The organism is Streptomyces sp. Pv4-95, assembly GCF_045782725.1.
Lineage (GTDB): Bacteria > Actinomycetota > Actinomycetes > Streptomycetales > Streptomycetaceae > Streptomyces.
In genome coordinates this window covers 2,741,862-2,767,182 of record NZ_CP127172.1, presented here as the reverse complement: position 1 = coordinate 2,767,182, position 25,321 = coordinate 2,741,862, and the positions used below count along the sequence as shown (strand labels likewise).

Sequence of the window (25,321 nt, the reverse complement as noted above, 5' to 3'; positions counted from 1 at the left end):
CGCACCGCCGGAGGGCGGTACGGGGGCGCGTGAAGGTGCGGTGCGAGACCCTGCTCGCGGGGACCTCCCGGCGTCGGCCGGGGGAGGGTCAGCGGGACTGCTGGGCGGGCACGCCGCGGTTGGCGGACTCCTCGTCGCCGGGGGCGCCGGCGGCGGCGACGGCCGCACCGGTCAGCGTCGCCAGCATCTCGCGGACGTTCGTCAGCTGGGCGTTGATGGAGTCGCGGCGGTTCGTCAGCGCCGCGAGCTCGCGCTCCGATTCGCTGCGGATCCGGTCGGCCTTGGCGTTGGCGTCGGCCACGATGTCCTCGGCCTGGCGCTGCGCGGTCTCCACCGTCTGGCGGGCCCGGCGCTCGGCGTCCGTACGCAGCTTCTCCGCCTCCAGGCGGAGCTGCTCGGCACGGTGCTCGATCTCCGCCAGGCGCTTCTCGGCCTTGGCCTGACGCGAGGCCAGGTCACGCTCGGACTGCTCGCGGCGCTTGGCGAGGTTGGTCTCGAAGTCGGCGGCGGCCTGCGCGGCCTTGGCGCGGGTCTCCTCGAAGAGGGAGTCCGCCTCCTCGCGCTTGGACTGCGCGTCCTTCTGCGCTTCGGCGCGCAGCGTGGACGCCTCGCCCTTGGCCTTCTCGACGATCCGGGCGCCCTCGTCCTCCGCCTTCGACTTGCGCTCGGCGGCGAACTGCTCGGCGTCGTTGCGGACCTGCTGGGCGGCCGACTCGGCCAGCTCGCGGTGCTGCTCCGCGGCGCGGCGGGCCTCCTCGCGCAGGTCCTTGGCCTCCTCCTCGGCGAGACGGAGGATCTTCTCCACGCGCGCACCCAGGCCCGCGTAGGACGGTTCGGCGTCATTGACCTGCGCCTGGGCGTTCTGCGTTTCGAGGTGGAGCTCCTCGATGCGCTTCTCCAGCGAGGTGATACGGGCCAGCGCGCTGTCACGGTCGGCGACGAGCTTCGTAATGCGGTCGTCCACCTGACCGCGGTCGTACCCACGCCGCACGAGCTCGAAGCCGAAAGGGGAGGAAGTGTCGCTCATGGGGTTCCTGTCGAAAGAGACCGGTGAGGTGATAAGGGGAATCCTAGGGGCCACAACGGCGTGTCATCGAGTCAATGCCCGTTTGATCTGGAGAATGACCCCTCATTCGAGTGGCTACCCCTCAGACTGCTTGCCACTCGAACGAGTTGCACCGGCGCCCGCGGCGGCCTTGACGCCACCGCTCTTGCCCTCCGCGCCCCCCGTCGGCGCCTCGAACGACTCCAGTGCCTCCAGCACGTCCTGGACACGGGAGATTTCGGAGTTGATGTCCTCGCGCCGGCGCACCAGGACCTCCAGCTCGCGTTTGCCCTCTTCCACGATGCGGGTGGCCTCGGCCTCGGCCTCGGTGCGCATCCGCTCCGCGTCGCGCTCGGCCTCGGCCTTCCTGTTCGCGGCCTCCTTGATCAGGCCCTCGGCCTTCTTCACCGCCGCGATCCGGACCTTGCTCGCCTCGCTGCTCGCCTCCGAGACCATCTCCTCGGCCTTCTCCTCGGCCTCCACCTGCTGGGCCGTGGCCTGCGCGATGAGCTTGTCGACCCGCTCGCCGGCGTTCTTCATCGTCTCCGCCGACTCCCGGCGCGCCCGCTCGTGCAGCTCCTCGACCTCTGCCTCGATCCGCACCCGCAGCTCCTCGGCCCGCTCCCTGATGGCCGTGGCGTCGCCGCGGGCCTCGCCCAGCAGCGTATTGGCGTCCGTACGCGCCTTCTCCACCCGCGTGTTGCCGTCGGATGTCGCCTCGGTGACGATCCGGTCGGCCTCCTTGCGGGCCGCCCCGACCATCGTGTCGGCCTGCTCCTCGGCGGACGCGGCGGTGCGCAGCGCCTCCTCCTGGGCCTTGGCGATGAGCTGGTCCGCCTGCTCCGCGGCGTCACCGCGACGCTCGGCGGCGGCCTTGCGGGCCTCGTCGAGCAGCCGGTCGGCCTCTTGCTGAGCCTCCGTCCGCAGCCGCTCCGCCTCCGCCTCGGCGTCCTCCTTGACCTTCGCGGACTCGCCGCGGGTGCGGTTGGCGTGCTCCTGCGCGGCGGTGACCGTCTCGGCCGCCTCGGCGCGCAGCCGGTCGGCCTCCGCGGTGGCCGTCGCGAGCATCCGGTCCGCCTGCTCACGGGCGTCGGCCCGCGTACGGTCCGCGTCCCGCTCGGCGTCCGCGGTCGCCTCGGCCGCCTCGGTGCGCAGCCGCTCGGCCTCGCTCGCGGCCTCCGACATCAGCTCGTCGGCCTGTTCCGCGGCGTCCGAACGCGCCTTGTTGGCCGCCTCGCGCGCCTGGTCGCCGGTGCGTTCGGCGTCCGTCCGCGCGCTCTCCAGCACCTCGGCGGCCTCGGTGCGCAGCCGCTCCGCGGCCTCGCTCGCCTCCCCGACGATCGTCTGTGCCTGCTGCTCGGCGTCCCCGCGCAGCCGGTCGGCGGCCTGCTGGGCCTCGCGGACCGTGCGGTCCGCGTCCTCCTGCGCCGACGACGTCAGCTCGGTCGCCTCGGTGACGATCCGTTCGGCTTCCGTGCGCGCCTCGGTGATCAGCCGGTCGGCCTGCTCCGCGGCGTCCGACCGCATGCGGTTGGCGTCGTCCCGCGCCTCCGCACGGGCCCGTGCGGCGTCCTGTTCGCCGGACGCCAGCGCCTCCGAGGCCTCCGTACGCAGCTGCTGCGCCTTCGACGAGGCGTCCGCGACCAGCTTCTCGGCCTGCTCGGTCGCCTCCGCAAGCAGCCGGTCGGCCTGCTCCGCCGCGTCAGTCCGCGCCGCGTTGGCGTCCCGGCGGGCCCCGTCGAGCACCCCGGCGGCCTCGGTGCGCAGCCGCTCGGCCTCCTCGATGGCCTCCGAAACCGCGCGCTCCGCGAGCGACTTCGCGGCCTCCGACGCCTCCTGCGCCTCGTGCCGCACCCGCGCCGCGTCCGCCGAGGCGCGCTCGCGCTCGTCGTAGGCATCGGTGCGGACCCGGTCGGCCTCGTCCTGCGCCTCCGCCTTGGTGCGCTCCGCGGCGTGCTCGGCCGCGGAACGCAGCCCCGCGATCTCCTCGTCGGCCTGCTCGTGCAGTCCCGCGACCGCGTCCCGCACCTGCTGCGCGGTCTGCTCGGCCGCGGCCACCAGCTCGCCGGCACGCCGGTCGGCGTCCTCGACCAGCCCCTCCGCCTCGGCCTGCGCCTCGCTCACCCGCGTACGGGCCGACGCCAGCAGCTCCTCGCTCTGCTCGCGTGCCGCGGTGCGCTCCTGGTGGGCCTCCTCGCGGGCCTCGCCCAGCTGCTGTTCGGCCTCCCGGCGCCGCCGGGCGGCCTCCTCCTGGGCCGCTGCCAGCGCCTCCGCCGCCTCGGAACCGGTGCGCTCCGCGGCGGCCGCCGCCTCCGCGCGCACCCGGTCCGCGGTCTCCTGCGCCTCCGCCTTGAGCCGCTCCGCCTCGGCGGCCGCCTCGCCGCGCAGCCGTGTGGCCACCGACTCGCCCTCGGCGCGCGCCGTGGACGCGTCCGACGCGGCCTCCGTGCGCAGCCGCTCGGCCTCCTCCTCGGCCTGCTGCTGCAGCGTCCGCAGCCGCTCGGCCGACTCCGCCTTGAGCCGGGCCGCCTCCTCCTGCGTCTCCCGGCGCAGCCGCTCCGCCTCCGCGCGGGCCTCGCGCAGCGCGTCCTCGGCCGCCGCGACCTTGTCCGCGGCCTCGGTCTGCAACCGCGTCAGCTCGGCCTGGGCCTCCTCGCGCCGCTCCTCGGCGGCACGTTCGGCCTCGGCGCGCAGCCGCGCGGCGGATTCCTCCGCCTCGGTGGTGACCAGCTCCGCGGCCTGGGCGCCCTCGGTGAGCAGCTCCTCGGCTTCCGAACGGGCCCGCTCCAGCGCCTCCTCGGCCTGCCTGCGCAGCGCCGTGGCACGCTCGATGGCCTCCGTACGGACCCGCTCGCTCTCCGCGACGGCACCCGAACGGGTCTCCTCGGCGTCGGCCTTGGCCTTGCCCAGCAGCTCCTCGGCGGAACCGGCCGCCTCCTCGATCTGCTGGACCGCCTCCCGGCGGGCCTCGCTGCGGATCCGCTCGCCCTCGGCGACCGCGTCCGCCCGCAGCTGCTCGGCCTCGCCGCGCAGCCGCCGCGCCTCCTCCTGGAGTTCGACGGTCTTGGCGCGGTACTCCTTGGTGTCGTCCTTCGCCGCGCCCTTGAGCTGCGTGGCGGTGTCATGGGCCTGCTCCCGAAGCCGGTCCGCCTCGGCCTCGGCCTCGCTGCGCAGCCGTTCGGCCTCCTCGGTGGCGGCCTTGGTGGTGGCCTTGGCGTCCTCGGACGCCTTGGTCAGCACCTCCTCGGCGGTCCGCGCGGCCTTCGCCAGCTGCGCCGCGGAGTCCTCCGCGGCCTTGGACCGTGCGGCCTCCCGTGCCTCGCCGACCAGGCGTTCGGCTTCTTCCTTCGCGTCGTCCCGCAGCTGCTCGGCCTCGGCCTTGAGCGCCTCGGCGGACTTGGTGGCCTCGCCGACCAGCCGGGCGATCTCCTGCTTGGCCGTACGGGTGCGCTGCTCGTTGTCCGACTCGGTGGCCGACAGTCGCTTGGTGGCGCTCTGTTGCGCCTCCTCGATGAGCTTCTCCGCCTCGGCGCGCGCCTCGCGCAGCGCCGTGTCCGCCTCCTGGATGCGGGCCTCGGCGGTACGCGTCAGCTCGGCGGACTGCCGGCGCGCCTCCTCCGACTCGGTGCCGGCGCTGGTGCGCAGCTGCTCGGCCTGATCGGTGGCTTCCTGGGCCTGGTTGGAGGCGGCGTTCAGCAGTCGCTCGGCGTCCGTACGCGCCCGGCGGAGGATGGCCTCCGCCTCGGCGCGGGCGTCCGTGGCCTCGGTGTTGAGCCGCTCACGGGCACGCTCGGCCAGCTGCTGCGCCTCGGCGCGCGCGGACGCCAGGGCCTGCTCGGCCTCCGCCCGGGACTCCTCCATCAGGCGACGGGCCTGGGACTCCGTACGGGCCCTCAGCTGCTCGGCCCAGGCGACGTTTTCGTTGACGTGCGACTCGACGGTCTGCCGGCGCTCGTTGAGTTCCTCGTCCAGCCGCTGCCTGCGGGTGACCGCCTCGGAGTGCAGCTCCGCCTCCAGGCGGGACTGCCGTTCGGCCTGGTCCTGCAGCAGCCGCTGGGTCTGCGCACGGGCCTCGCGCAGCTCGCGTTCGGCGTCCGAACGCAGCTGGTCGGCCTGGATCTGCGCATTGCGCAGCAGCTGTTCGGCCTGGTGACTGAGGTTGTCGTAGGCAGGGCGGGTCGCGAGGTTGCGGCGCGCCTCATGGAGCTTGGCGCGCAGCACCTCGACCTGGTAGCCGAGGTCGTCGGCGTGCTGGACGGCCTTGTCCCGCTCGGTCTTCAGCCGCTCCATCTCGGCTTCGAACTGCGAGAGGTGGTCGTCAGCCTCGTAGCGGTCGTTGCCCCGCACTGCGCGGTCCCATCCGTCCCCTGGTCATGGTGGCGGCCTGCTCCGTCCTGCTCGCAGTCGTCCCGTACACGTCATGTCGTACCGGATTCGTACGTCTGGAGCTGACCCTTCCGAAGAAATGGTGTCAGATCATCGGCAGAGTATGGACCGAGCCCCACTCCCTTACCCCGGCCGAGGGTGCACTCTACCGGCCGGGGAACGCGAAGGTCAGTGGTCCGTCGAGGCGGGGGGTGCGGCGGTGACGAGTTCGGTGAGAACTCCGTGGCAGTCCTTGGGGTGCAGGAAGGTGATCCGGGAGCCCATCGAACCGGTTCGCGGCTCGTCGTAGAGGACCCGGACGCCCTTGTCGCGGATGTCCGCCGCGTCGGTGTCCACGTCCGCGGTGCCGAAGGCGATGTGGTGGACGCCTTCACCGTTCTTGGCGAGCCACTTGCCCACCGCGGAGTCCTCGCGGGTGGGCTCCAGCAGCTGGAGGTAGGAGGCGCCGCCGTCGGACGTCTCATTGATCTTGAGCATCGCTTCCCGGACACCCTGCTCTTCGTTGACCTCGGAGTGGAACACCTCGAACCCGTAGGTGGCACGGTAGAACTCGACGGTCCTGTCGAGGTCGAAACAGGCGATTCCGATGTGGTCGATTCGCGTCAGCATGGCTCCAGTGCACCGCTCGCACGCCTGGTTACGCAACGTGCGCGCGATCACACCCGCTTGCCGGTGACCCGGCGCCTACCCCTCAGTACATTGACGGGAACCCTCGTTAACTTCCCTGCAAAGGAAGGCCGCACCGCATGTCTGCAACGAACGGCTCGAACAGCAGCACCTCAGTGATCGTGGCAGGAGCGCGCACCCCCATGGGCCGGCTCCTGGGATCGCTGCGGACCTTCTCCGGCGCCGACCTGGGCGGTGTGGCCATCAAGGCGGCGCTGGACCGGGCGGGCATCGGCGGCGACCAGGTCCAGTACGTGATCATGGGGCAGGTCCTCCAGGCCGGTGCCGGCCAGATCCCGGCCAGGCAGGCCGCCGTCAAGGGCGGCATCCCCATGAACGTCCCCGCGCTGACCGTCAACAAGGTCTGTCTCTCGGGCCTCGACGCCATCGCGCTGGCCGACCAGCTGATCCGCGCCGGCGAGTTCGACGTGATCGTCGCCGGCGGCCAGGAGTCGATGACCAACGCGCCCCACCTGCTGACCAAGTCCCGTGAGGGATACAAGTACGGCGCCGTGGAAATGCTCGACTCGATGGCGCACGACGGGCTCACGGACTCCTTCGAAGGCGTCGCGATGGGCGAGTCCACCGAGAAGCACAACAGCCGTCTCGGTATCGCCCGTCCGGAGCAGGACGAGGTCGCCGCACGGTCCCACCAGCGCGCCGCGGCCGCCCAGAAGAACGGGCTGTTCGAGGCCGAGATCACCCCCGTGGAGATCCCGCAGCGCAAGGGCGAGCCGGTGATTTTCAGCCAGGACGAGGGCATCCGTGGCGAGACCACCACGGACTCGCTCGGCAAGCTGCGGCCGGCCTTCGCCAAGGACGGCACCATCACCGCGGGCACCTCCTCGCAGATCTCCGACGGCGCCGCCGCCGTGGTCGTGATGAGCAAGGCCAAGGCCGAGGAACTGGGCCTGGAGTGGATCGCCGAGATCGGCGCGCACGGCAACGTCGCGGGCCCGGACAACTCGCTCCAGTCGCAGCCCTCCAACGCCATCAACCACGCCCTCGGCAAGGACGGGCTCACCGTCGAGGATCTTGACCTGATCGAGATCAACGAGGCGTTCGCGGCCGTCGCGGTCCAGTCAATGAAGGACCTCGGGGTCTCCCCGGAAAAGGTGAATGTCAACGGCGGTGCGATTGCCCTCGGACACCCGATCGGCATGTCCGGCGCCCGGATCGTGCTGCACCTCGCCCTCGAACTGCGCCGCCGGGGCGGCGGTGTGGGTGCCGCCGCGCTCTGCGGTGGCGGCGGCCAGGGCGATGCGCTGATCATCCGGGTCCCGGGTAAGTAACCGCATACGACCGTCCGGGTAAGTCAGCGCGCCGAACCGAAGGAGCCGAGCAGCGATGGTGGACGTTCCGCAGCTTGTGGAGCAGGCACGGCAGGGCCGGCCGAGGGCGGTGGCCCGGCTGATCTCCCTCGTGGAGGGGGCGTCACCGGAGCTGCGCGAGGTGATGGCGGCACTGGCGCCGCTCACCGGCAACGCCTACGTGGTCGGGCTGACCGGCTCGCCGGGCGTCGGGAAGTCCACCACCACCTCGGCGCTGGTCACGGCGTACCGCAAGACGGGCAAACGGGTCGGCGTCCTCGCCGTCGACCCGTCCTCGCCGTTCTCCGGGGGCGCGCTCCTGGGCGACCGGGTACGGATGAGCGACCACGCCTCCGACCCGGGCGTCTACATCCGGTCGATGGCCACCCGCGGCCACCTGGGCGGGCTGGCCTGGGCGGCTCCGCAGGCGATCCGGGTGCTGGACGCCGCCGGGTGCGACGTGGTGCTCGTCGAGACGGTCGGCGTCGGGCAGTCCGAGGTGGAGATCGCCTCGCAGGCCGACACCAGCGTGGTCCTGCTGGCCCCCGGAATGGGTGACGGCATTCAGGCGGCCAAGGCCGGAATCCTGGAGATCGGGGACGTCTACGTCGTCAACAAGGCCGACCGGGACGGTGCGGACGCCACCGCCCGGGAGCTGAACCACATGCTGGGCCTGGGCGAATCGCGGGCCCCGGGGGACTGGCGGCCGCCGATCGTCAAGACGGTGGCGGCGCGGGGCGAGGGCGTCGACGAGGTGGTCGAGGCGCTGGAGAAGCACCGGGCCTGGATGGAGGAGCGGGACGTCCTGGCGCAGCGCCGACGGTCCCGGGCCGCGCGCGAGGTCGAGACGATCGCGGTCACGGCGCTGCGGGAGCGGATCGGCGACCTGAGCGGCGACCGGCGGCTGGACGCGCTGGCCGAGCGCATCGTGGCGGGCGACACCGACCCGTACCGCGCGGCCGACGAGCTGGTGGAGGGGCTGACGAACGGGGGCTGAGGCCCCGCGGTCCGGGCGGGCGGTCCGGTCCGGGCTTCTCGTCCGGCCCCCCGCTACGTCCGCCACCCGGCTCCGGACACGACTGCGGCCCGCCCCGCAGGAGCGGGACGGGCCGGGAGTGTCAGTCACCTGTGACGGGTGCCGGGATTCAGTCGTCCTGGCCGTTGTCGTCGTCGTTGTCGTCGGAGTCGTTGTCGCCGTCGTGGTCCTGGTCGTGCGCCGGGGCGGCCGTCACCTTGCCGGACTGCGGGTCGACGAGGAACTTGTGCTCCTTGCCGTCCTTGGTGGTCGTCTCGACCTCCCAGGCGGCCTTCGCGCCGTGGTCGTCGTCCAGCTCGACGGAGGTCACCGTGCCGTGCCCGTTCGCGGCGCGGGCGGCGGCCGCGGCGTCGGTCTTGGCGCCCTTGAGGCCGTCACGGACGACGGCGATGTCGTCGCTGTCGTCGCCGTCCTCCGCGTCGACGTGCTGGTTCAGCACCCGCGCGTTGCCGGCGTCGAGGGTGACCTCGTGCCACTTGCCGTCCTTGCCGAGGACGTCCGCGTCCCAGACCAGGCCGGGACGGTCCTCGTCCAGGTCCAGGCCGGTCACGGTGCCGGGGACGGCCTTCAGCGCGGCGGCCGCGGCCTGCGAGGCCGTCACCTTGGCGGCCTTCGCCTCGCGGGCGTCCTCCTGGTCGTCCTGGTCCTGCACGTGGATGCTGGAGCGGCCCGAGTCGTTCGCCGCGGCCTGCTGCGCGCCGGCCGCCGTTCCCGGTGCGGTGCTGCCGCCTCCGACCGCCATGGCGCTGACCGTGCCGCCGGCGATGAGGGCGGCCGCGGCGGTGGTGGCGACGATGATGTGGCGCTTCATGTGTGTTCTCCCCTTGCGATCGGTTGTGACAACACAGTGGCCGAACCGACCTGAACAGGAGCTGAAGGAGCCTGAAGAGGTCTTCAGGAAAGGAGTGGCAAGGTGGTGCGCATGCTCCCGCCCGTCACTCATCACCGCCCCGCCGGCGGCGCCGCGCGCCGCCCCCTTCGCCTGTTGATCGTGGAGGACGAGAAGCGTCTCGCCCTGTCGCTGGCCAAGGGCCTGATGGCCGAGGGCTACGCGGTCGACGTGGTGCACGACGGCCTCGAAGGGCTGCACCGGGCGAGTGAGGACGCATACGACCTGATCGTCCTGGACATCATGCTGCCGGGGATGAACGGCTACCGGGTGTGCGGCGCGCTGCGTGCCGCGGGCCATGAGGTGCCGATCCTGATGCTCACCGCCAAGGACGGTGAGTACGACGAGGCCGAGGGGCTGGACACCGGCGCGGACGACTACCTGACCAAGCCGTTCTCGTACGTCGTGCTGGTGGCGCGGGTCAAGGCGCTGCTGCGGCGGCGCGGGCGGACGGCCGAGCCGGTGCTGCGGGTGGGACCGCTCGTCATCGACCAGGGGTCGCGCAAGGTGGAGCGGGACGGCGAGGAAGTGGTGCTGACCGCGAAGGAGTTCGCCGTGCTGGAGCAGCTCGCGCTGCGCGCGGGGGACGTGGTCTCCAAGGCGGAGATCCTGGAGCACGTATGGGACTTCGCCTACGAGGGTGATCTCAACATCATCGAGGTCTATGTGAGCACGCTGCGGCGCAAGATCGGCGCCGGCAGCATCGTGACGGTGCGCGGTGCCGGATACCGGCTGGTGGCCGGTGAGTAGCGGGCTGGGTTCGGTACGGGCCAGGGCGGCCGTCGGGGCGACGGTCGTGGTGGCGCTCGCGCTGGTGGCCGCCGGGTTGGCGGTGCTGCTGGTGCTGCGCGACAACCTCCAGGACCAGACCGGGCTGCAGGCAGAGGTCTCGGCCCGCGAGGTCGCCTCGCAGATCGCCACCGGCACCCCGTACGGCCAGTTGGATCTGCCGGACAGCGACGAGCACCCCGTGGTGGTGACCAGCGAGAGCGGGCGGGTGCTCGCGGTCGGTGACGATGTCCGCGCCATCGACGGCAAGGAGGTCGGCCGTCCGGGCAAGCAGGGGCCGGGCGCGTCGGACGAGGACGGGGACGACGACGACACCGGGCCGGAGCCCGGCGAGGTCGACGACGAGGTGCACTACGCGGACGGCACCGCGGAGGTCGACGGGAAGGTGGCCGACTACCGATTCGCCCGGGTGGAGGCGAAGGACACCGGTGGTGAGCAGGCCACGGTGCGGGCCGGGGCGGCGCTGGCCGCGGAGCAGAACGCCGTCGGGACGGTGCGCAACGCCATGCTGATCGGGCTGCCGCTGCTGCTCGTGGTGGTCGCCGGGGTGACCTGGCTGGTCACCCGGCGCGCGCTGCGGCCGGTGGAGGGGATCCGCCAGGAGATGGCCGCGATCACCGCCAGCACGGATCTGAGCCGCCGGGTGCCGGTGCCGTCGTCGAAGGACGAGATCGGCCGGCTGGCGCGTACCACCAACGAGACGCTGGCCGCCCTGGAGACGTCCGTGGAGCGGCAGCGGCGGTTCGTCGCGGACGCCTCGCACGAGCTGCGCAGTCCGATCGCGAGCCTGCGCACCCAGCTGGAAGTGGGCGTGGCGCATCCGGAGTTGCTGGACACGCCGGGCGCGGTGGCGGACACCGTGCGGTTGCAGCGGCTGGCCGCGGATCTGCTGCTGCTGGCCCGGCTGGACGCGGGGGAGCGGCCCTCGGACGTCCGGATCGACCTGGCGGCGATGGTGAGCGAGGAGAGCTCCCAGCGGGTCGGGGACCGGATCCCGGTCCGGGCCGCAGACCTGGCGAGTGTGGAAGTGACCGGGTCGCGGAGCCAGTTGGGCCGGGTGCTGGGCAATCTCCTGGACAACGCGCAGCGGCACGCGAAGTCGTCCGTACGGGTGACCGTGGTGCGTGAGGGAGCCTGGGCGGTCCTGCGGGTGGAGGACGACGGGCCCGGTGTCCCGGAGGACCAGCGGGAACGGATCTTCGAGCGGTTCGTGCGGCTCGACGACGCGCGGGCGCGGGACGACGGCGGTGCGGGGCTGGGGCTCGCCATCGCACGGGATGTCGCGGTGCGGCACGGCGGTTCGCTGGCCGTGCGGGAGGGCTCGGCGTTCGAGCTGCGGCTGCCGGTGGCCGGCTGAGGGGCGGGCCGGCGGTGGCGCCCGGGGCGGCAGCGGAGTGCCCGAGGGCGGCGCCGCGGCCCGACGGAAGGGCCGCGGCGGCTCCGTCAGAGGCTGCCGCGCTGCTCCCGGAGGTGGTCGGCCACCGGGGCGAGCGAGGCGCGGAGCGCGTCGAGGGTTTCCGGGGAGAACAGGTCGATGAAGTGCTTGCGGACGGACGCGACGTGGTGCGGGGCGACGCGGCGCATGGTGTCCCAGCCCTCCTCCGTCAGGACGGCGTAGAGGCCGCGGCGGTCCGACTCGCAGCTCTCGCGCCGGACCAGGCCGGCGTTCTCCATGCGGGTGATCTGGTGCGAGAGACGGCTCTTGGACTGCAGGGTGCCCGCGGCCAGGTCGCTCATCCGCAGCCGTCGGTCCTCGGCCTCGGAGAGGTTGACCAGGATCTCGTAGTCGTTGATCGTCAGCCCGAACGGCTGCAGATCGCGCTCGAGCTGGTACATCAGCAGTCTGCTGACGTCCAGATGAGTGCGCCAGGCACGCTGCTCCTGGTCGGTGAGCCAGGGGGTGTCACTGTCGGTCGTCATGGAGGAATTCTACCCGTAAAAGTTGAATAATGAATTAAATTGGTCGGTGCTGTGGTGGACGTCTCCCGGCGGGGCCGGGGCTGGTCAGGCGTTCGACGTCACGGTCCGCAGACTACCGCTCACAGCCCGAGACGGCGCTGGAGGCCGCCGAGGTTGCCCGGCAGCTGCGGCAGTTGTGAGCCACTTTGCGGGCCGGAACCACCACCCGGCACGCCCGCCTCGTTCGGCACCGCGCCGGTCGCCAGCTCCGGCATGAGCTGCTCCGTCGACTGCAGCAGGACCGTGCCGGCCCCGATGAACTCGAACTGGTGCTCTTCGCCGGAGGTCCCGCCGATCCCGGTGTGCGCACGCAGTCCGCCCAGGAATCCCCGCAGGTACTGGTGGTCGTAGTGGTGGCAGGGCGACGGGCAGTCGGCCCAGCCGACGAGCGCCTGCGGATCCACCCGGATCGGCGGCTCGACGAAGACCACCGGGCCGTTGGACGCGGCCACGAACTTCCCCGTGCCGATGAGGGTGAGGAAGCCCGGGATGATCGACTGCTTCAGCGACAGAGATGGCTGAAAGGCGAGCAGATTGCCGGAGCGAATAGTGAGGTTGCCCTCATCCAGGTCGTAGGAATTCACGTCGAAGGCACGGTCGGCGAGCAGCATCTTGCCCTGGCCCTCGGCCACGACCCAGTCGGCGGCGTGCAGTGGCGAATGGAAACTGCCGGCGATCAGCCGGTCGAGGCGGCCGTGTCCGATGCCGTGGAAGTCGATCCGCCCGTAGTAGGCGATCATCTTCCCCTTCTGCAGGAACCACTGGCCGTTGAGGTCCACGCCGAAGGTGTACGGATTGACGTTGTCGTCGGCCGGGAGGGTGGTGGCGTCGTGGATGACGGGACCGGTCACAGCTTTTCCTCCGAGGCCTGTACGTAGACGGTGCCCTGACCCGACAGCTCCAGCTGGAAGCCCTCGCCCGAGCCGCGGCCGACCATGTCGCGCCAGCCGAGCGCCGTGGAGAGTTTGTTGCGGACGTCGCCGCGGTGCGCGACATACGCCTGCGGGTCGACATGGACCGGACGCTGCGGCGTGATCGGCAGTTCGACGACGCCGCCGTGGGCCATCACCGCGGCCGAGCCGTGGCCCTTGAGCGTGGTGGTGAACAGGCCCTGTCCGGTGACCTGTCCGCGCACCATGCCCATCACCCCGCCCTGCGAGCCCATGAACATCGTGCCCTGCTCCAGGGTCCCGTCGAAGGCGAGCAGGCGGTCGGCCTCGACGTACAGCGTCTCGCCGGTCAGGTCGACGACGTGGACGTGGTGGCCGCCGTGCCCGAACATCACCGTGCCGCCGGAGGCACCGCCCGGGCCCGCGGGGCCCGGTGGGACCTCCACCGTCATCAGCGGGGTGGCCTCACCGGCGACCCGGCGGCCGATCATCGACCCGAGCCCGCCCTGGCCGCCCTGGATGTTCGGGGTGAAGGTGACATCGCCGCGGTAGGCGAGCATCGCGCCCCGCTGGCTGAACATCCGCATGCCGGGCGTCAGACGCGCCTCGACCATGCGGGAGTTGAGCACCGTGAACGGCATGTCAGATCTCGCCTCCCACGGTGTTGCGCTCGCTGGGCTGGACGTACACCAGGCCCTCGCCCTCGAAACGGATCTGGAACGCCTCGCCGGAGCCCTCGCCGATGACCGTGCGGAAGTTCACCCCGGACTGGAGGTGCTGCTTGAGGTCGCCGGTGTGCGCGACGTACGCGCCCGGGTCGACCTGGAGCGGATACTGCTTGGTGACCCGCAGCACCACCGCCGGTCCGTGGGAGGTGATCGCGGCCTGGCCGCGTCCCTCGACGGTGGTGGTGAACAGGCCGTTGCCCTGGGAGGCGCCGCGCAGTCCGGTGAACGTCGTGCCGGTGCGCAGCGCCGCGTCCGTGCACAGCAGATTGCCGGCCTCGACGTACAGCTTCTCGCCCTGCAACTGCACGAGGTTGATCTCGCTCGCCCGGTCGGCGAAGTAGCAGGTGCCCTGGCCCTTCACCTCCATCACGGCCATCTGTTCGCCGGTGAGGCGCCGGGTGACCATGCCGCGCAGGCCCTCGCCCCCACCGGTCATCTTCTTGAACGACATCTGGCCGTCGTACGCGACCATCGCACCGTTCTTCGCCTTGACGGCGTCGCCCGTCATGTCGACGGCGAGCACCTTGCTCCCCTGGAGCCGAAACTGAGCCACGGATCAGACGGTAGTCGGCCGCGGCCGTTGAGGGCAGGGCCTTTCACGGGCCGCCCCCGGCGCAATGATCGCCGGAGCGGCTGTAACAATGGTGGCGAAGCTTGTGAACTCTTGCACAAGCCGTGCTGCCGCCCCCTGCCACCCGAACGAGGTTCCCGTGGACATCAAGACCGCCTCCGCCCTGCGCCGCCTCCGCCTGGTCTCCGCCCCCGAAGCGGTGTCCTTCCTGCTGCTGCTGTGCTGCTCCGTCCTCAAGCGCACGACCAGCTTCGACGGCGTGATGGTGATGGGCATGGTGCACGGCGTGCTCTTCATCCTGTACGTCCTCTTCTGGCTGGACGCCTGGAACCGCACCAAGTGGAACCTGAAGACCGCCGCGCTCTACTTCATCCTCTCCGTGCTGCCCACCGGCGGTTTCTTCGCCGAGCGCAAGCTCAAGGGCGAGGCGGAGGCCAGCGTGATCGCCGCCCGCGCCCGCCAGGAAGGCGTCGTGAACGCATGATCGTCGCCTTCTCCGTGAGCCCGCTGGGCGTCGGCGAGGACGTCGGCGAGTACGTCGCCGACGCGGTCCGGGTGGTCCGCGAGTCCGGGCTGCCGAACCGTACGGACGCCATGTTCACCTCCATCGAGGGCGAGTGGGACGAGGTCATGGACGTCGTCAAGCGCGCGGTCGCCGCCGTCGAGGCGCGCAGCGGCCGGGTCTCGCTGGTGCTGAAGGCCGACATCCGGCCCGGCGTCACCGACGGTCTGACCTCCAAGGTCGACACCGTCGAGCGGCACCTCGCCGAGGGTGCCCGCTAGGACCGCACGGCCCGGGGCTCAGCCTCCGGCCAGCAGCGCCATGCCCAGGGGCGTGCGCTCGTACAGCACCTGATGTCCGTGCCGGCGCGAGGCCAGCAGACCGGCGTCGCGCAGCACGGACAGATGCGCCGAGACCGACGAGGCGGCCAGGCCCAGCCGGTGCGCCAGCGCCGACGTCGACGAGGGCGTGTCCAGCGCCGCCAGCACCGCGGCGCGGTTGGCTCCCAGCAGGCGCACCAGGGCCGGCCCGGTCGCCGGCTCGCTCCACAGCCCGCCGATACCGCGCGCCGGATAGATGACGGTGGGCTGCCACGGCGGATCGAAGCCGCTCACCACGTCCGGCCAGACGAAGACGCTCGGCAGCAGCAGCACCCCGCGGCCCTCCAGATCCTGGAGCTGCACGAAGTCGGTACGCGTACGTACCGTGAGCGTGTCCCCGGACCAGGACAGCCGTGGATGCAGGTCGGCGAAGAGCCGTCGCAGCCCGCCACCGGCCAACTGCCGCGACCGGTAGGCGATTTCGGCCTCCAGCAGAGCGCGCAGCCGGGGCCAGTCAGGGGCGAGCAGGGCGTGCCAGGCCCGTTCGGTGACATCGGCGAGCTCCTGGATCGCCCGTGCGGGATCGTCCAGGGCCGCCCGGCCGCGGGGCGATTGCGCGGCCCCCGGTGTGCAGGCAAGTGACTTGGCCATCTCGGCGCGCGCCATCGCCGGATCGGTGGCCCGCAGCAGCGCCAGCTCCTCCTCGAAGCCGGCCAGCGGGACGTCCGGCGGGCGGCCCAGGAAATCCGGGGTGTAGCCGGGCGGCGGCGACGGCATGAACAGCCACAGCGGCGAGAGGTCGAGTCCGGCGAGGGCCTCGCGCATCCGCCGCAGCCATGGCAGGTGATAGCCGTGCCGGTCGGAGCGGCGCAGGGTCCGGACGGCCTCGTGGGTCTCGCACAGCGGGGAAACGGCGAACCGGACGCGCAGCAGGTCGTCGGCGCCGAAATGCAGATCCAGCGGCACGGGCGGTCCCCTCGCTCCCAGGATTCGGCTGGAGCCGAAAGACTACGGTCCGCCCGGCGGCACCGGCACGCTGCCGCCATGACTGCACCTTCCGGGCCCGCGGAGCCGGGCCGTACCCCAGCGCGCCCCGGCGCGTTACCCGACGCGCCGTCCGGGGAGCCGGACGGCAGGGCCCGGTATCGCGCGGTCTTCGCCGTCCCCGAGTTCCGGTGCGTCTTCGCCGCGCATCTGCTGTCCTCCCTGGGCGTGGTGGTCTGCGAGATCGCGCTGTCCCTGCTGGTCTTCCAGCTGACGTCCTCCCCGCTGCTGAGCGCGCTGACCTTTGCGCTGGGGCTGCTGCCGTACGTCCTCGGCGGCACGCTGCTGTCGGCCGTCGCCGACCGCTGTCCGGCCCGCGGGGTGCTGGTGGGCTGCGATCTGCTGTGCGCGGGGGCCGCCGCCGCGATGGTGCTGCCGGGCACCCCGGTCGCGGTCCTCCTGGGGCTGCGCTGCGTGATCGCCGCCATCGCGCCGGTCTTCGCGGGGACGCGTGCGGCGACGCTCGGCGCGATCCTCGGGGAGGGGGATCTGTTCGTGCTGGGCCGCTCGGTGATCCGGATCGTCAACCAGAGCGCTCAGCTGGTGGGCTTCGCGGCCGGCGGTCTGCTGCTTGCCGTCGTGTCACCGGCGGCGGTGCTCGCCGTCACCGCGGGCACCTTTCTGGGCTCCGCACTCCTGCTCGGCGTGGGGACCCGCGCCCGTCCGGCGCGGGGTGGCTCCCGTGGCGCGCTGTTCGGGGCGTCGCTTGCGGGCGTCCGCCGGTTGCTGGGTGATCGCCGGGTGCGGGCCCTTCTGCTGCTGTCCTGGCTGCCGCCGACGTTCGTGGTCGTCCCGGAGGCCCTGCTGATCCCGTACTCCGACCGGCTCGGCGTCGGCCCGGCCGGCCTGGGGCTGCTGATGTGCAGCATGCCGGTCGGTGCGGTGCTCGCGGAAACCCTTGTCGGCTCGCTCCTCGGGCCCCGTGCCCGCACCCGGCTCACCTTCCCGATGGGTCTCTTCGCCGTCCTTCCCTCCCTCGGCTTCGCCGCCGGGCCCTCGCTCGGCTGGGCCGTGCTGCTGCTCGCGCTGACGGGGACCGGTATCTCGTACAACTTCGGGGTGGACCGGTGGTTCGTGGCGGCGGTGCCCGACGCACTGCTGGGACAGGCGATGACGGTGATGCAGGCGGGCCGGATGACGATCATGGGCCTGGGGATGGGCGCGGCCGGGGCGGCTGCCGAGTACGCCCCCCTTCGGGTGGTGATGCCGGCGGCGGGCGTGGTCGGCGCGGTGTGCGTGCTCGCGGTGATCGCGGAGGTGCGGCGGACCGCGGCCGGTGGCGGAGCCAAGGCGCCGGGGGCCGGCGCGGGAGCCGCATTGCCCGGTGCGGCGCCCGAAACCTGAGACGAGGCTGACCACGATATGACCGCCGGGTAGTGTCGGTGGCGTGCCGAAGCCGCTCAGCCTTGCTTTCGATCCCATCGCGCGCGCCGACGAACTGTGGCAGGAGCGATGGGGCGCCGTGCCGTCGATGGCCGCGATCACCTCGATCATGCGGGCCCACCAGATCCTGCTGGCCGAGGTGGACGCCGTCGTCAAGCCGTACGGCCTGACGTTCGCCCGCTACGAGGCGCTGGTGCTGCTGACCTTCTCCAAGGCCGGCGAGCTGCCGATGTCCAAGATCGGCGAACGGTTGATGGTGCATCCGACCTCGGTGACCAACACCGTGGACCGGCTGGTGAAGTCCGGCCTGGTGGACAAGCGCCCCAACCCCAACGACGGGCGCGGCACGCTCGCCTCCATCACGGACAAGGGGCGCGAGGTGTGCGACGCGGCCACCCGCGAGCTGATGGCGATGGACTTCGGGCTCGGGGTGTACGACGGCGAGGAGTGCGGGGAGATCTTCGCGATGCTGCGCCCGCTGCGGGTGGCGGCGGAGGACTTCTCCGAGGAGTGACGACCACCGGCGGTGACGACCGGGGGGTGGCGAAGATCGTCACGGAACGGGCGGTTACGCTCGTGGGCATGAAGCGAAGCGTCCTGACCCGGTACCGGGTGATGGCCTACATCACCGCCGTGATGCTGCTGGTGCTGTGCACCTGCATGGTGTTCAAGTACGGCTTCGGGATGGGCAAGGACCTCACCCTCGTCGTGTCCCAGATCCACGGCGTGCTCTACATCATCTACCTGGTCTTCGCCTTCGACCTGGGCTCCAAGGCGAAGTGGAAGTTCGGCAAGCTGCTGTGGGTGCTGATCTCCGGCACCATCCCGACGGCCGCCTTCTTCGTCGAGCGCAAGGTCGTCCGCGAGGTCGAGCCCCTGGTGTCGGACGCGGCGCCGCAGCCGGCCAAGGCCTGACCGGCTCCCCGCACCGTCCACCGCTGACGCGCTCCTCCGCCGGAGGGGCGCGTTCGTGCTTTCCGGTCGGTCGGCAGGGTGCGTCGGGGGCGGACCCGGGGCCGACCCGGGGCCGAATGGGCCCCTGAAGGCCACGCCGCGACTCCTGTTTCCGCAGGTCGGCGCAGTTCACCCGGTTCTCCCATCGACAATTACTAGGACGTCCTAGTAAATTCGAAGGTATGGACGCTGACGCGATCGAAGAAGGCCGCCTTCGCTGGCAGGCCCGGTACGACTCCGCCCGGAAGCGCGACGCGGACTTCACCACGCTCTCGGGCGACCCCGTCGACCCCATGTACGGGCCCCGGCCCGGGGACTCCGTTGACGGATTCGAGCGGATCGGGTGGCCGGGCGAGTACCCCTTCACGCGCGGCCTCCACCCCACCGGCTACCGCGGCCGGACCTGGACCATCCGCCAGTTCGCCGGCTTCGGCAATGCCGAGCAGACGAACGAGCGCTACAAGATGATCCTCAAGGCCGGCGGCGGCGGCCTCTCCGTCGCCTTCGACATGCCGACGCTCATGGGACGCGACTCCGACGACCCGCGCTCGCTCGGCGAGGTCGGCCACTGCGGCGTCGCCATCGACTCCGCCGCCGACATGGAGGTCCTCTTCAAGGACATCCCGCTCGGCGATGTCACGACCTCGATGACGATCAGCGGCCCGGCCGTCCCGGTCTTCTGTATGTACCTGGTGGCGGCCGAGCGGCAGGGCATCGACCCGGGCGTGCTCAACGGCACCCTGCAGACGGACATCTTCAAGGAGTACATCGCCCAGAAGGAGTGGCTCTTCCAGCCGGAGCCTCATCTGCGGCTGATCGGTGACCTCATGGAGCACTGCGCGCAGGGCATCCCCGCGTACAAGCCGCTCTCGGTCTCCGGCTACCACATCCGCGAGGCGGGCGCGACGGCCGCGCAGGAGCTGGCGTACACCCTCGCCGACGGCTTCGGCTACGTCGAGCTGGGCCTCTCCCGCGGCCTGGACGTCAACACCTTCGCACCGGGCCTGTCGTTCTTCTTCGACGCCCACCTCGACTTCTTCGAGGAGATCGCCAAGTTCCGGGCGGCGCGCAGGATCTGGGCCCGCTGGATGCGCGACGTGTACGGCGCGAGCAGCGAGAAGGCGCAGTGGCTGCGGTTCCACACGCAGACCGCCGGCGTCTCGCTGACCGCGCAGCAGCCCTACAACAACGTCGTCCGCACCGCCGTCGAGGCGCTGTCCGCGGTGCTCGGCGGGACGAACTCGCTGCACACCAACGCCCTGGACGAGACGCTGGCGCTGCCCAGCGAGCAGGCCGCCGAGATCGCACTGCGGACGCAGCAGGTGCTGATGGAGGAGACCGGCGTCGCCAACGTCGCGGACCCGCTGGGCGGTTCGTGGTTCGTCGAGGCGCTGACCGACCGGATCGAGGCGGACGCCGAGAAGATCTTCGACCAGATCAAGGAGCGGGGCGCGCGGGCCGTACCGAACGGGCAGCACCCCATCGGCCCGATGACGTCCGGCATCCTGCGCGGCATCGAGGACGGCTGGTTCACGGGCGAGATCGCCGAATCCGCCTTCCAGTACCAGCAGTCCCTGGAGAAGGGCGACAAGCGGGTGGTGGGCGTCAACTGCCACCACGGCTCGGTCACCGGCGACCTGGAGATCCTGCGGGTCAGCCACGAGGTCGAACGCGAGCAGGTACGCACCCTCGCCGAGCGCAAGGCCGCCCGCGACGACGCCCGGGTCCAGACCTCGCTCAAGGCGATGCTGGCCGCGGCCCGGGACGGCGACAACATGATCGAGCCGATGCTGGAGGCCGTCCGCGCCGAGGCGACGCTGGGCGAGATCTGCGGCGTCCTGCGGGACGAGTGGGGCGTCTACACGGAGCCTGCGGGGTTCTGAGCACCGCTCTTCCGAGTACCGCTCGAAGGGGGCGGAGCCGTCGCGCTGACGGCTCCGCCCCCTTAGAGCGTTTCCGGGGCCGGCTCAACTGCCGGCAGTGAGGGCGAAGCCGAGGGCCGGGCTGACGACGATCATGCCGAAGAGGGCCACCGCGGCGGCGCTGAGCACGATCTTGCGGGTCCGGGTGCCGGCGGTCGCACGCCACGCCGCCCACTGCTGGGGAATCGTTCGAGTGGTTTCACCGAAGCGCGTGAGCCAGGAGAAGAGCAGCACGGGGATGATCAGGAGCAGGGCGGCGAAGCCGGTGGAGAAGTTGCCGGTGGCCGCTCCGCGGCCGGCGACGGTGTAGGTCGCGCCGGACAGGGTGCTGAGCACCTTGCTGTCGTTGTGCCCCTGGGTCGCGAGTTCGACGCCCGGGTCGTACTCGGTGTCGAGGCTGCCCAAGGACGCCTTGTTGTCCACGGCCTTCCCGTCGTCCGAGCGGAAGGTGCCGTCACAGTCGTAATCATGCTGGGCCGTGGAGCGGTGACTTGTGCTTTCACGGGTGCATTCCTTGACCGTGAATGTTCCGTGCGTACCTGTGAGGCCCGCTGCGGTCAGTCCCTTGATGAAGAAGACGGAGAAGATCACCAGGGCGACAGCAAGAAAGAAAATGTGCCCGCATAGCGTCTTCAAAGGTGTCTTGCCGGACATCCGTGGAGAGTTGGACATGGAAGCTTTTCCCTTTCGTGGTCGTCGGCCGGGAATCCGGCAGGCGCAGACGTCGGCTACCGTACGACATAAGCTTTAGCGGACTCTTATGCAGCCGAGAACGAGGGAGACCCATGGCAGGCTCCGGGTACGACGTGGATCCGGCCGTCCTTACATCACAGGGCGGTGCCTTCAAGGATATCGGCTCCGATTTCAGCGATGCCGCCAAGAAGTTGAAGGACACGCTCAAAGACGCTCAAGAGTGGGGCGACGACGATCTCCTCAAGATCTTTATGGACATCTACACGCCGGTGAGCGACGGCATCGTCGAGTCGATGCCCACCCTTGGTGAAGGTCTTTCCAAGATCGGCGAGAACCTCGAGACAATGGGTGCGCATTACGACAGCACCGAGCAGGATCAGCGCGACGGCATCACCAAGTACGCGGCGAGCCGCCCCAAATTCGCGAACTGACGTTAATTCAACTCGGCGATAACCGCCCCACGTACGCCCCGTACACCACCGAACACGCGCTTCCCGGGGGAGTAACTCACTGTGGCCACCATCATGCTTCCTGTCGAGGTCGACTGGGTCCTCGATCTGCTGGGCTTCCAATGGCCCAATATCGACGAGGACAAGATGCGCGACGCCGCCGAAGCCTGGAGCAGCTTCGCGGTCTCCGTGCGCGCGGCTCAGCAGGACGGTGACAGCGCCACCCAAGCGGTGCGCGGCGCCAACTCCGGCGAGGCCATCGAGTCGTTCGACGACAAGTGGAAGAAGTTCTCCGGCGACGGCTTCCTCGCCGAGGCCGCGGACGCCGCCGAGGCGCTCAGCATCGTGCTCCAGGTGGTGGCCACGATCATCATGGTGATGAAGATGGCGGTGATCGCCCAACTCATCGCGCTGGCATTCGAGTTCGCCGCGGCCCAGGCCGCCGCGCCCGTAACCCTGGGTGCCTCCGAGGCCGGGGCCGCCGCCGCCACGGCGACCACCAGGGTGATGGTCCGCGAGATCATCAGCAAGGCGAAGACAGAGATCATCCAGGCCATCAAGGACGCTCTCGCGCAGAAGGTGAAGCGGTCGGCCAGGGAGATGGCGGTGGACCTGATCAAGGAACTCGCCATGGACTCCGGCAAGAAGGTCGCCGGGAACCTCGCCACGCAGGGGATCAAGAGCCACTTCGGGGCGCAGCAAGGGTTCGACTTCGCGGCTGCCGGTGAGGCCGCGGCCAAGCCCGTCGTCGACAAGGGGAAAGAGGTCGTCGACGGCGCCAAGGGTGTGGGCGAGGTGGCCCAGGGCGCCGGAAAGATGGCGACGGGTGATTTCGCCGAGGGCGCCAAGCAGGCCTACGAGGGGGAGCAGAAGGCCGCCAAGGCCGCCAAGAGCGCCTATGGCGTCGCCTATAAGGACGCTGAGCCGGCTGCCACCGGTGACGGCACGTCGTCGGAAGGCGGCGACGGCGGCTCCTCAGAGGGCGGCTCCTCCGAGGGCGGGTCTTCCGAGGGCGGGTCCAGCTCGTCCTCGTCCTCGTCCGAGGGTGGCTCCGGCGACTCCTCCTCGGCCTCCTCCGCGAGCGGAGGTGCGAGGCCCCGCGCCGCCGACGCCAACGCCAACACCGACAACAGCGGTCAGGACGAGGCCGAACGCGTCCGCAGCGCCTTCGGCTGACGCAGACCCGTACCGCCCGACAGGAGCCCCTCACCATGGCCAGCAGCAACAACGCCTTCACCGACCCCGGCGACCGCGAATACCCCGTCGAGGACAAGGATCTCTCCGAGGAGCAGAACGAGCACCTCACCAAGGCCCTTCGGGCGGTTCGGGGCAACTCGTCCGCCCCGCCGGAGCTTCAGGACCTCGCCCGCAAGATGCTCAGTGGGCGCCTGGAGCTGAAGGATGTCCTGGACGACCCGTCCGGGCACCGCGCGCTCACCGAGGGCATCTCGGGGATGCGGGAGAGCTGGCGGTCGATGTCGCCGCAGGACCGGCAGGCCGTGCGGGCGGACGTCGAGGAGAAAGCGGCGGAGGCGGAGGTTCGCGGCGACGGCCGTTGACCGGTGCTACGGCGCCGGTAGCCGGAGGCGGAAGAGGGCGCCGGCGCCCGGGGCGGCTTCCGCGGTGAGGTCGGCGTGGTGGGCGCGTGCGATCTGGCGGGCCATGGCGAGGCCGAGGCCGGAGCCGGGGAGGGCGCGGGCGGCCTGGGCGCGGTAGAAGCGGTCGAAGACGTGGGGGAGGTCGGCGGGCGCGATACCGGGGCCGTGGTCGCGGACGGTGAGTTCCACCGCGCCGGGGACACGGGCGAGTTCCGCTTCGACGGGGCCCTGCGGGGGCGAGAACTTCGCGGCGTTGTCGAGCAGGTTCGACAGCAGCCGGGCGAGGCGGGGCGGGACCCCGGGGACCGTGATGCCGGCCGCCGCCGGGTCGGTGTCGAGGGTGAAGGTGATCTCCGGCCAGTGCTCGCGGGCCGCGCCGACCGCGTGCTCCAGGAGGGCGGCCGGCCGGACCTGCTCCACCAGGGGCTGCGGCTCCTCGTCCCGGGCCAGTTCGATCAGGTCGTTGACGAGGGTGGTGACCTCGCGCAGCTGGCGGCCCAGGGCCGCCGCGGCCCGGTCGCGCTGCGCGTCGGTCAACCGGTCCGCACGGGCGAGGAGTTCGGCGTTGGTGCGGAGCGCGGTGAGCGGGGTGCGCAGTTCGTGCGAGGCGTCCGCGACCAGCCGGCGTTGCGCGGTGACGGACTGCTCCAGTTCGCCGAGCATGATGTTGAAGCTGGTGGCGAGCCGGGTGATCTCGTCCTCGCGGGCCTGCGGACCGGTGGGCAGCTCGATGCGGTGCCGGGCGTCGCGGGTGGCGGAGATGCGTTCGGCGGTGGCGGTGAGCCGGGCGACGGGTGCCAGGCCGGTGCGTGAGACCCAGTAGCCGAGTGCGGCGGCCAGCAGTACGCCCGCGCCGCCGACCGCGGACAGCGCCCAGGCGGCCTGCCGGACGCCCCGGTCGACGGTGTCCGAGCGCAGCGCGACCTGGAGGGCCTCGGGCCTGCCGGGGAGTTTGGTGGTGAACATCCGGACGGGCTCGCCGGCGACCGTCAGTTCGCTGTAGTACGCCGTGTGCCGTCCGCCGGCGACCTGGCGGGTGGCGTCACCGGCCGGCAGCGCGTACGGCTTGCGGGGGTCGCGTGCCGGGTCGGACGGGACGATCTGCATGCAGGGCACCGCCTGGTACCGGCAGGAGGTGTCGCCGGCGGTCGGGCCCCAGCCGCGGGCCCGTTGGGTGAGCTGGGTGGCGGTCTGGGTGAGATGCAGGTCGAGTTGGCGGGTCATCTGGTAGCTGATGATGAAGAAGGCGGCGGCGCAGACGCCGACGGCGACAAGCGCCACCGCCGCGGACGCGGCCAGCGCCAGCCGGGTGCGCAGCGGCCTGCGGCGACGCCAGCGGGCGCCCAGGGAACGACGGCCGCTCATGTCCGGTCCGCCCGGTCCAGGCGGTAGCCGACGCCGTGCACGGTGTGGACGAGGCGGGACTCGCCGCCCGCTTCCAGCTTGCGGCGCAGGTAACCGATGTAGACGGCGAGGGAGTTGGAGTCCGGGCCGAAGTCGCGGCCCCACACGCGCTCCAGAATCACCTCGCGGGGCATCACCTGTCCCGGGTGCAACAGCAGCAGCTCCAGCAGCGCCCATTCGGTGCGGCTGAACTCCAGGGGCCGGCCCGCCCGGTGACCGGTGCGGGTCAGCGGGTCGACGACCAGATCGTCGAAGGTGAGCCGGGTGTCGTCCGCCGCGGCGGCCGAGGCCCGGCGCAGCAGGGCCCGCACCCGCGCGACCAGCTCGTCCAGCGCGAACGGCTTGACGAGGTAGTCGTCCGCGCCGGCGTCGAGGCCGTCCACGCGTTCGCTGACCGAGTCCAGCGCGGTGAGGACGAGGATCGGGGTGCGGTCGTCCAGCGCGCGCAGGCGGCGGCAGACGGCCAGCCCGTCCAGGACGGGCATCATCACGTCGAGCACGATGGCGTCCGGCTGCCAGGTGGCGACCTCGGTGAGGGCGGCCAGGCCGTCGGCGGCGCCGCGTACCTCGTATCCCTCCACGGCCAGGCCGTCGGAGACGGCGGCCCGTACCTCCGGTTCGTCGTCGACGACGAGGAGTTTGGGGGCGGGGGCGCCCCCGGCCGCGGATGACGGCGTGGGCGCGGGCGAGGACGACGGCGGGCGGGCGGGGCCCCGGGGCGTGGACGGCATGGACACAGGCTGCCAAACACCGCTCTTAGAAGCTTCTTAGGGCGCCTGGCGA

At 71.5% G+C, this 25,321-nt stretch carries 25 protein-coding genes; 13 read left to right on the top strand and 12 right to left on the bottom strand.

Annotation, left to right across the window (positions count from 1 at the left end; genetic code table 11):
* Positions 1-88: 88 nt before the first annotated feature.
* The 3 genes from QOM21_RS12090 to mce form a co-directional block, all read right to left on the bottom strand.
* Positions 89-1,027, bottom strand: a complete 939-nt coding sequence (locus QOM21_RS12090) for a cellulose-binding protein (RefSeq protein WP_393896941.1) — start codon at positions 1,025-1,027, stop codon at positions 89-91.
* Between the two features lie 114 nt (positions 1,028-1,141).
* The gene (gene scy, locus QOM21_RS12085; protein WP_407549922.1) at positions 1,142-5,392 is read right to left on the bottom strand and encodes a polarized growth protein Scy; all 4,251 of its coding nucleotides are present in this window, start codon (positions 5,390-5,392) and stop codon (positions 1,142-1,144) included.
* A gap of 207 nt (positions 5,393-5,599) precedes the next feature.
* Positions 5,600-6,040 (bottom strand): methylmalonyl-CoA epimerase, encoded by a 441-nt coding sequence (gene mce / locus QOM21_RS12080; protein WP_407549921.1) that lies wholly within the window; start codon positions 6,038-6,040, stop codon positions 5,600-5,602.
* Positions 6,041-6,213: 173 nt separating this feature from the next.
* On the opposite strand from mce, the gene QOM21_RS12075 reads away from it, so the two are divergent.
* A complete protein-coding gene (locus tag QOM21_RS12075; protein ID WP_407555641.1) occupies positions 6,214-7,389 on the top strand; it encodes an acetyl-CoA C-acetyltransferase in 1,176 nt (391 codons plus the stop codon).
* A gap of 55 nt (positions 7,390-7,444) precedes the next feature.
* A complete protein-coding gene (gene meaB, locus QOM21_RS12070) occupies positions 7,445-8,404 on the top strand; it encodes a methylmalonyl Co-A mutase-associated GTPase MeaB (RefSeq protein WP_407549920.1) in 960 nt (319 codons plus the stop codon).
* Between the two features lie 148 nt (positions 8,405-8,552).
* Here meaB and QOM21_RS12065 read toward each other — a convergent pair whose 3' ends face one another.
* Positions 8,553-9,254: a PepSY domain-containing protein gene (locus tag QOM21_RS12065; protein WP_407549919.1), complete on the bottom strand. Its 702-nt coding sequence runs from the start codon at positions 9,252-9,254 to the stop codon at positions 8,553-8,555.
* A 111-nt stretch (positions 9,255-9,365) separates the two neighbouring features.
* Here QOM21_RS12065 and QOM21_RS12060 point away from each other — a divergent pair, with 111 nt between their 5' ends.
* Positions 9,366-10,082, top strand: a complete 717-nt coding sequence (locus tag QOM21_RS12060; protein ID WP_393896995.1) for a response regulator transcription factor — start codon at positions 9,366-9,368, stop codon at positions 10,080-10,082.
* A gap of 4 nt (positions 10,083-10,086) precedes the next feature.
* The gene (locus tag QOM21_RS12055) at positions 10,087-11,478 is read left to right on the top strand and encodes a sensor histidine kinase (protein WP_407555640.1); all 1,392 of its coding nucleotides are present in this window, start codon (positions 10,087-10,089) and stop codon (positions 11,476-11,478) included.
* Positions 11,479-11,564: 86 nt separating this feature from the next.
* On the opposite strand, the gene QOM21_RS12050 is transcribed toward QOM21_RS12055, so the two are convergent.
* The 4 genes from QOM21_RS12050 to QOM21_RS12035 all read right to left on the bottom strand — a co-directional run bounded on the left by QOM21_RS12050 (position 11,565) and on the right by QOM21_RS12035 (position 14,251).
* Positions 11,565-12,041, bottom strand: coding sequence for a MarR family winged helix-turn-helix transcriptional regulator (locus tag QOM21_RS12050; protein ID WP_393896936.1), 477 nt, complete (start codon positions 12,039-12,041; stop codon positions 11,565-11,567).
* Between the two features lie 119 nt (positions 12,042-12,160).
* Positions 12,161-12,931: an AIM24 family protein gene (locus QOM21_RS12045; protein WP_407549918.1), complete on the bottom strand. Its 771-nt coding sequence runs from the start codon at positions 12,929-12,931 to the stop codon at positions 12,161-12,163.
* Positions 12,928-13,611 (bottom strand): AIM24 family protein, encoded by a 684-nt coding sequence (locus QOM21_RS12040; protein ID WP_407549917.1) that lies wholly within the window; start codon positions 13,609-13,611, stop codon positions 12,928-12,930. Before QOM21_RS12040 ends, QOM21_RS12045 begins: the two co-directional genes overlap by 4 nt.
* A 1-nt stretch (position 13,612) precedes the next feature.
* Entirely contained in the window at positions 13,613-14,251 is a 639-nt protein-coding gene (locus QOM21_RS12035) for an AIM24 family protein (protein ID WP_393896933.1), read from the bottom strand.
* A 157-nt stretch (positions 14,252-14,408) separates the two neighbouring features.
* On the opposite strand from QOM21_RS12035, the gene QOM21_RS12030 reads away from it, so the two are divergent.
* Together QOM21_RS12030 and QOM21_RS12025 are read left to right on the top strand one after the other, a co-directional pair.
* Positions 14,409-14,753 (top strand): DUF3817 domain-containing protein, encoded by a 345-nt coding sequence (locus QOM21_RS12030; protein ID WP_407549916.1) that lies wholly within the window; start codon positions 14,409-14,411, stop codon positions 14,751-14,753.
* The gene (locus QOM21_RS12025; protein ID WP_407549915.1) at positions 14,750-15,052 is read left to right on the top strand and encodes an MTH1187 family thiamine-binding protein; all 303 of its coding nucleotides are present in this window, start codon (positions 14,750-14,752) and stop codon (positions 15,050-15,052) included. The genes QOM21_RS12030 and QOM21_RS12025 overlap by 4 nt, the downstream gene beginning before the upstream one ends.
* 18 nt (positions 15,053-15,070) lie before the next feature.
* Here the strand turns inward: QOM21_RS12025 and QOM21_RS12020 are convergent, their stop codons facing one another.
* Positions 15,071-16,057 (bottom strand): DUF5937 family protein, encoded by a 987-nt coding sequence (locus QOM21_RS12020; RefSeq protein ID WP_407549914.1) that lies wholly within the window; start codon positions 16,055-16,057, stop codon positions 15,071-15,073.
* Positions 16,058-16,135: 78 nt separating this feature from the next.
* Here QOM21_RS12020 and QOM21_RS12015 point away from each other — a divergent pair, with 78 nt between their 5' ends.
* From QOM21_RS12015 to QOM21_RS12000, 4 genes are all read left to right on the top strand, one after another.
* On the top strand, positions 16,136-17,479 hold the full coding sequence (locus QOM21_RS12015; RefSeq protein WP_407549913.1) for an MFS transporter: 1,344 nt from the start codon (positions 16,136-16,138) through the stop codon (positions 17,477-17,479).
* 43 nt (positions 17,480-17,522) lie between these two features.
* The gene (locus QOM21_RS12010) at positions 17,523-18,032 is read left to right on the top strand and encodes a MarR family winged helix-turn-helix transcriptional regulator (protein WP_407549912.1); all 510 of its coding nucleotides are present in this window, start codon (positions 17,523-17,525) and stop codon (positions 18,030-18,032) included.
* A 68-nt stretch (positions 18,033-18,100) separates the two neighbouring features.
* Positions 18,101-18,433: a DUF3817 domain-containing protein gene (locus QOM21_RS12005; protein WP_407549911.1), complete on the top strand. Its 333-nt coding sequence runs from the start codon at positions 18,101-18,103 to the stop codon at positions 18,431-18,433.
* A 221-nt stretch (positions 18,434-18,654) separates the two neighbouring features.
* Positions 18,655-20,355 (top strand): methylmalonyl-CoA mutase, encoded by a 1,701-nt coding sequence (locus QOM21_RS12000; protein ID WP_407549910.1) that lies wholly within the window; start codon positions 18,655-18,657, stop codon positions 20,353-20,355.
* An 84-nt stretch (positions 20,356-20,439) separates the two neighbouring features.
* Here QOM21_RS12000 and QOM21_RS11995 read toward each other — a convergent pair whose 3' ends face one another.
* Positions 20,440-21,066 (bottom strand): hypothetical protein, encoded by a 627-nt coding sequence (locus tag QOM21_RS11995; RefSeq protein ID WP_407549909.1) that lies wholly within the window; start codon positions 21,064-21,066, stop codon positions 20,440-20,442.
* A gap of 113 nt (positions 21,067-21,179) precedes the next feature.
* On the opposite strand from QOM21_RS11995, the gene QOM21_RS11990 reads away from it, so the two are divergent.
* From QOM21_RS11990 to QOM21_RS11980, 3 genes are all read left to right on the top strand, one after another.
* Positions 21,180-21,518: a hypothetical protein gene (locus QOM21_RS11990; protein WP_407549908.1), complete on the top strand. Its 339-nt coding sequence runs from the start codon at positions 21,180-21,182 to the stop codon at positions 21,516-21,518.
* An 81-nt stretch (positions 21,519-21,599) separates the two neighbouring features.
* The gene (locus QOM21_RS11985; protein ID WP_407549907.1) at positions 21,600-22,712 is read left to right on the top strand and encodes a hypothetical protein; all 1,113 of its coding nucleotides are present in this window, start codon (positions 21,600-21,602) and stop codon (positions 22,710-22,712) included.
* A gap of 35 nt (positions 22,713-22,747) precedes the next feature.
* Positions 22,748-23,095 (top strand): hypothetical protein, encoded by a 348-nt coding sequence (locus QOM21_RS11980; protein WP_407549906.1) that lies wholly within the window; start codon positions 22,748-22,750, stop codon positions 23,093-23,095.
* 6 nt (positions 23,096-23,101) lie between these two features.
* On the opposite strand, the gene QOM21_RS11975 is transcribed toward QOM21_RS11980, so the two are convergent.
* Together QOM21_RS11975 and QOM21_RS11970 are read right to left on the bottom strand one after the other, a co-directional pair.
* Entirely contained in the window at positions 23,102-24,499 is a 1,398-nt protein-coding gene (locus tag QOM21_RS11975; protein WP_407549905.1) for a sensor histidine kinase, read from the bottom strand.
* The gene (locus QOM21_RS11970; RefSeq protein WP_407549904.1) at positions 24,496-25,269 is read right to left on the bottom strand and encodes a response regulator transcription factor; all 774 of its coding nucleotides are present in this window, start codon (positions 25,267-25,269) and stop codon (positions 24,496-24,498) included. Before QOM21_RS11970 ends, QOM21_RS11975 begins: the two co-directional genes overlap by 4 nt.
* Between the last annotated feature and the right edge of the window lie 52 nt (positions 25,270-25,321).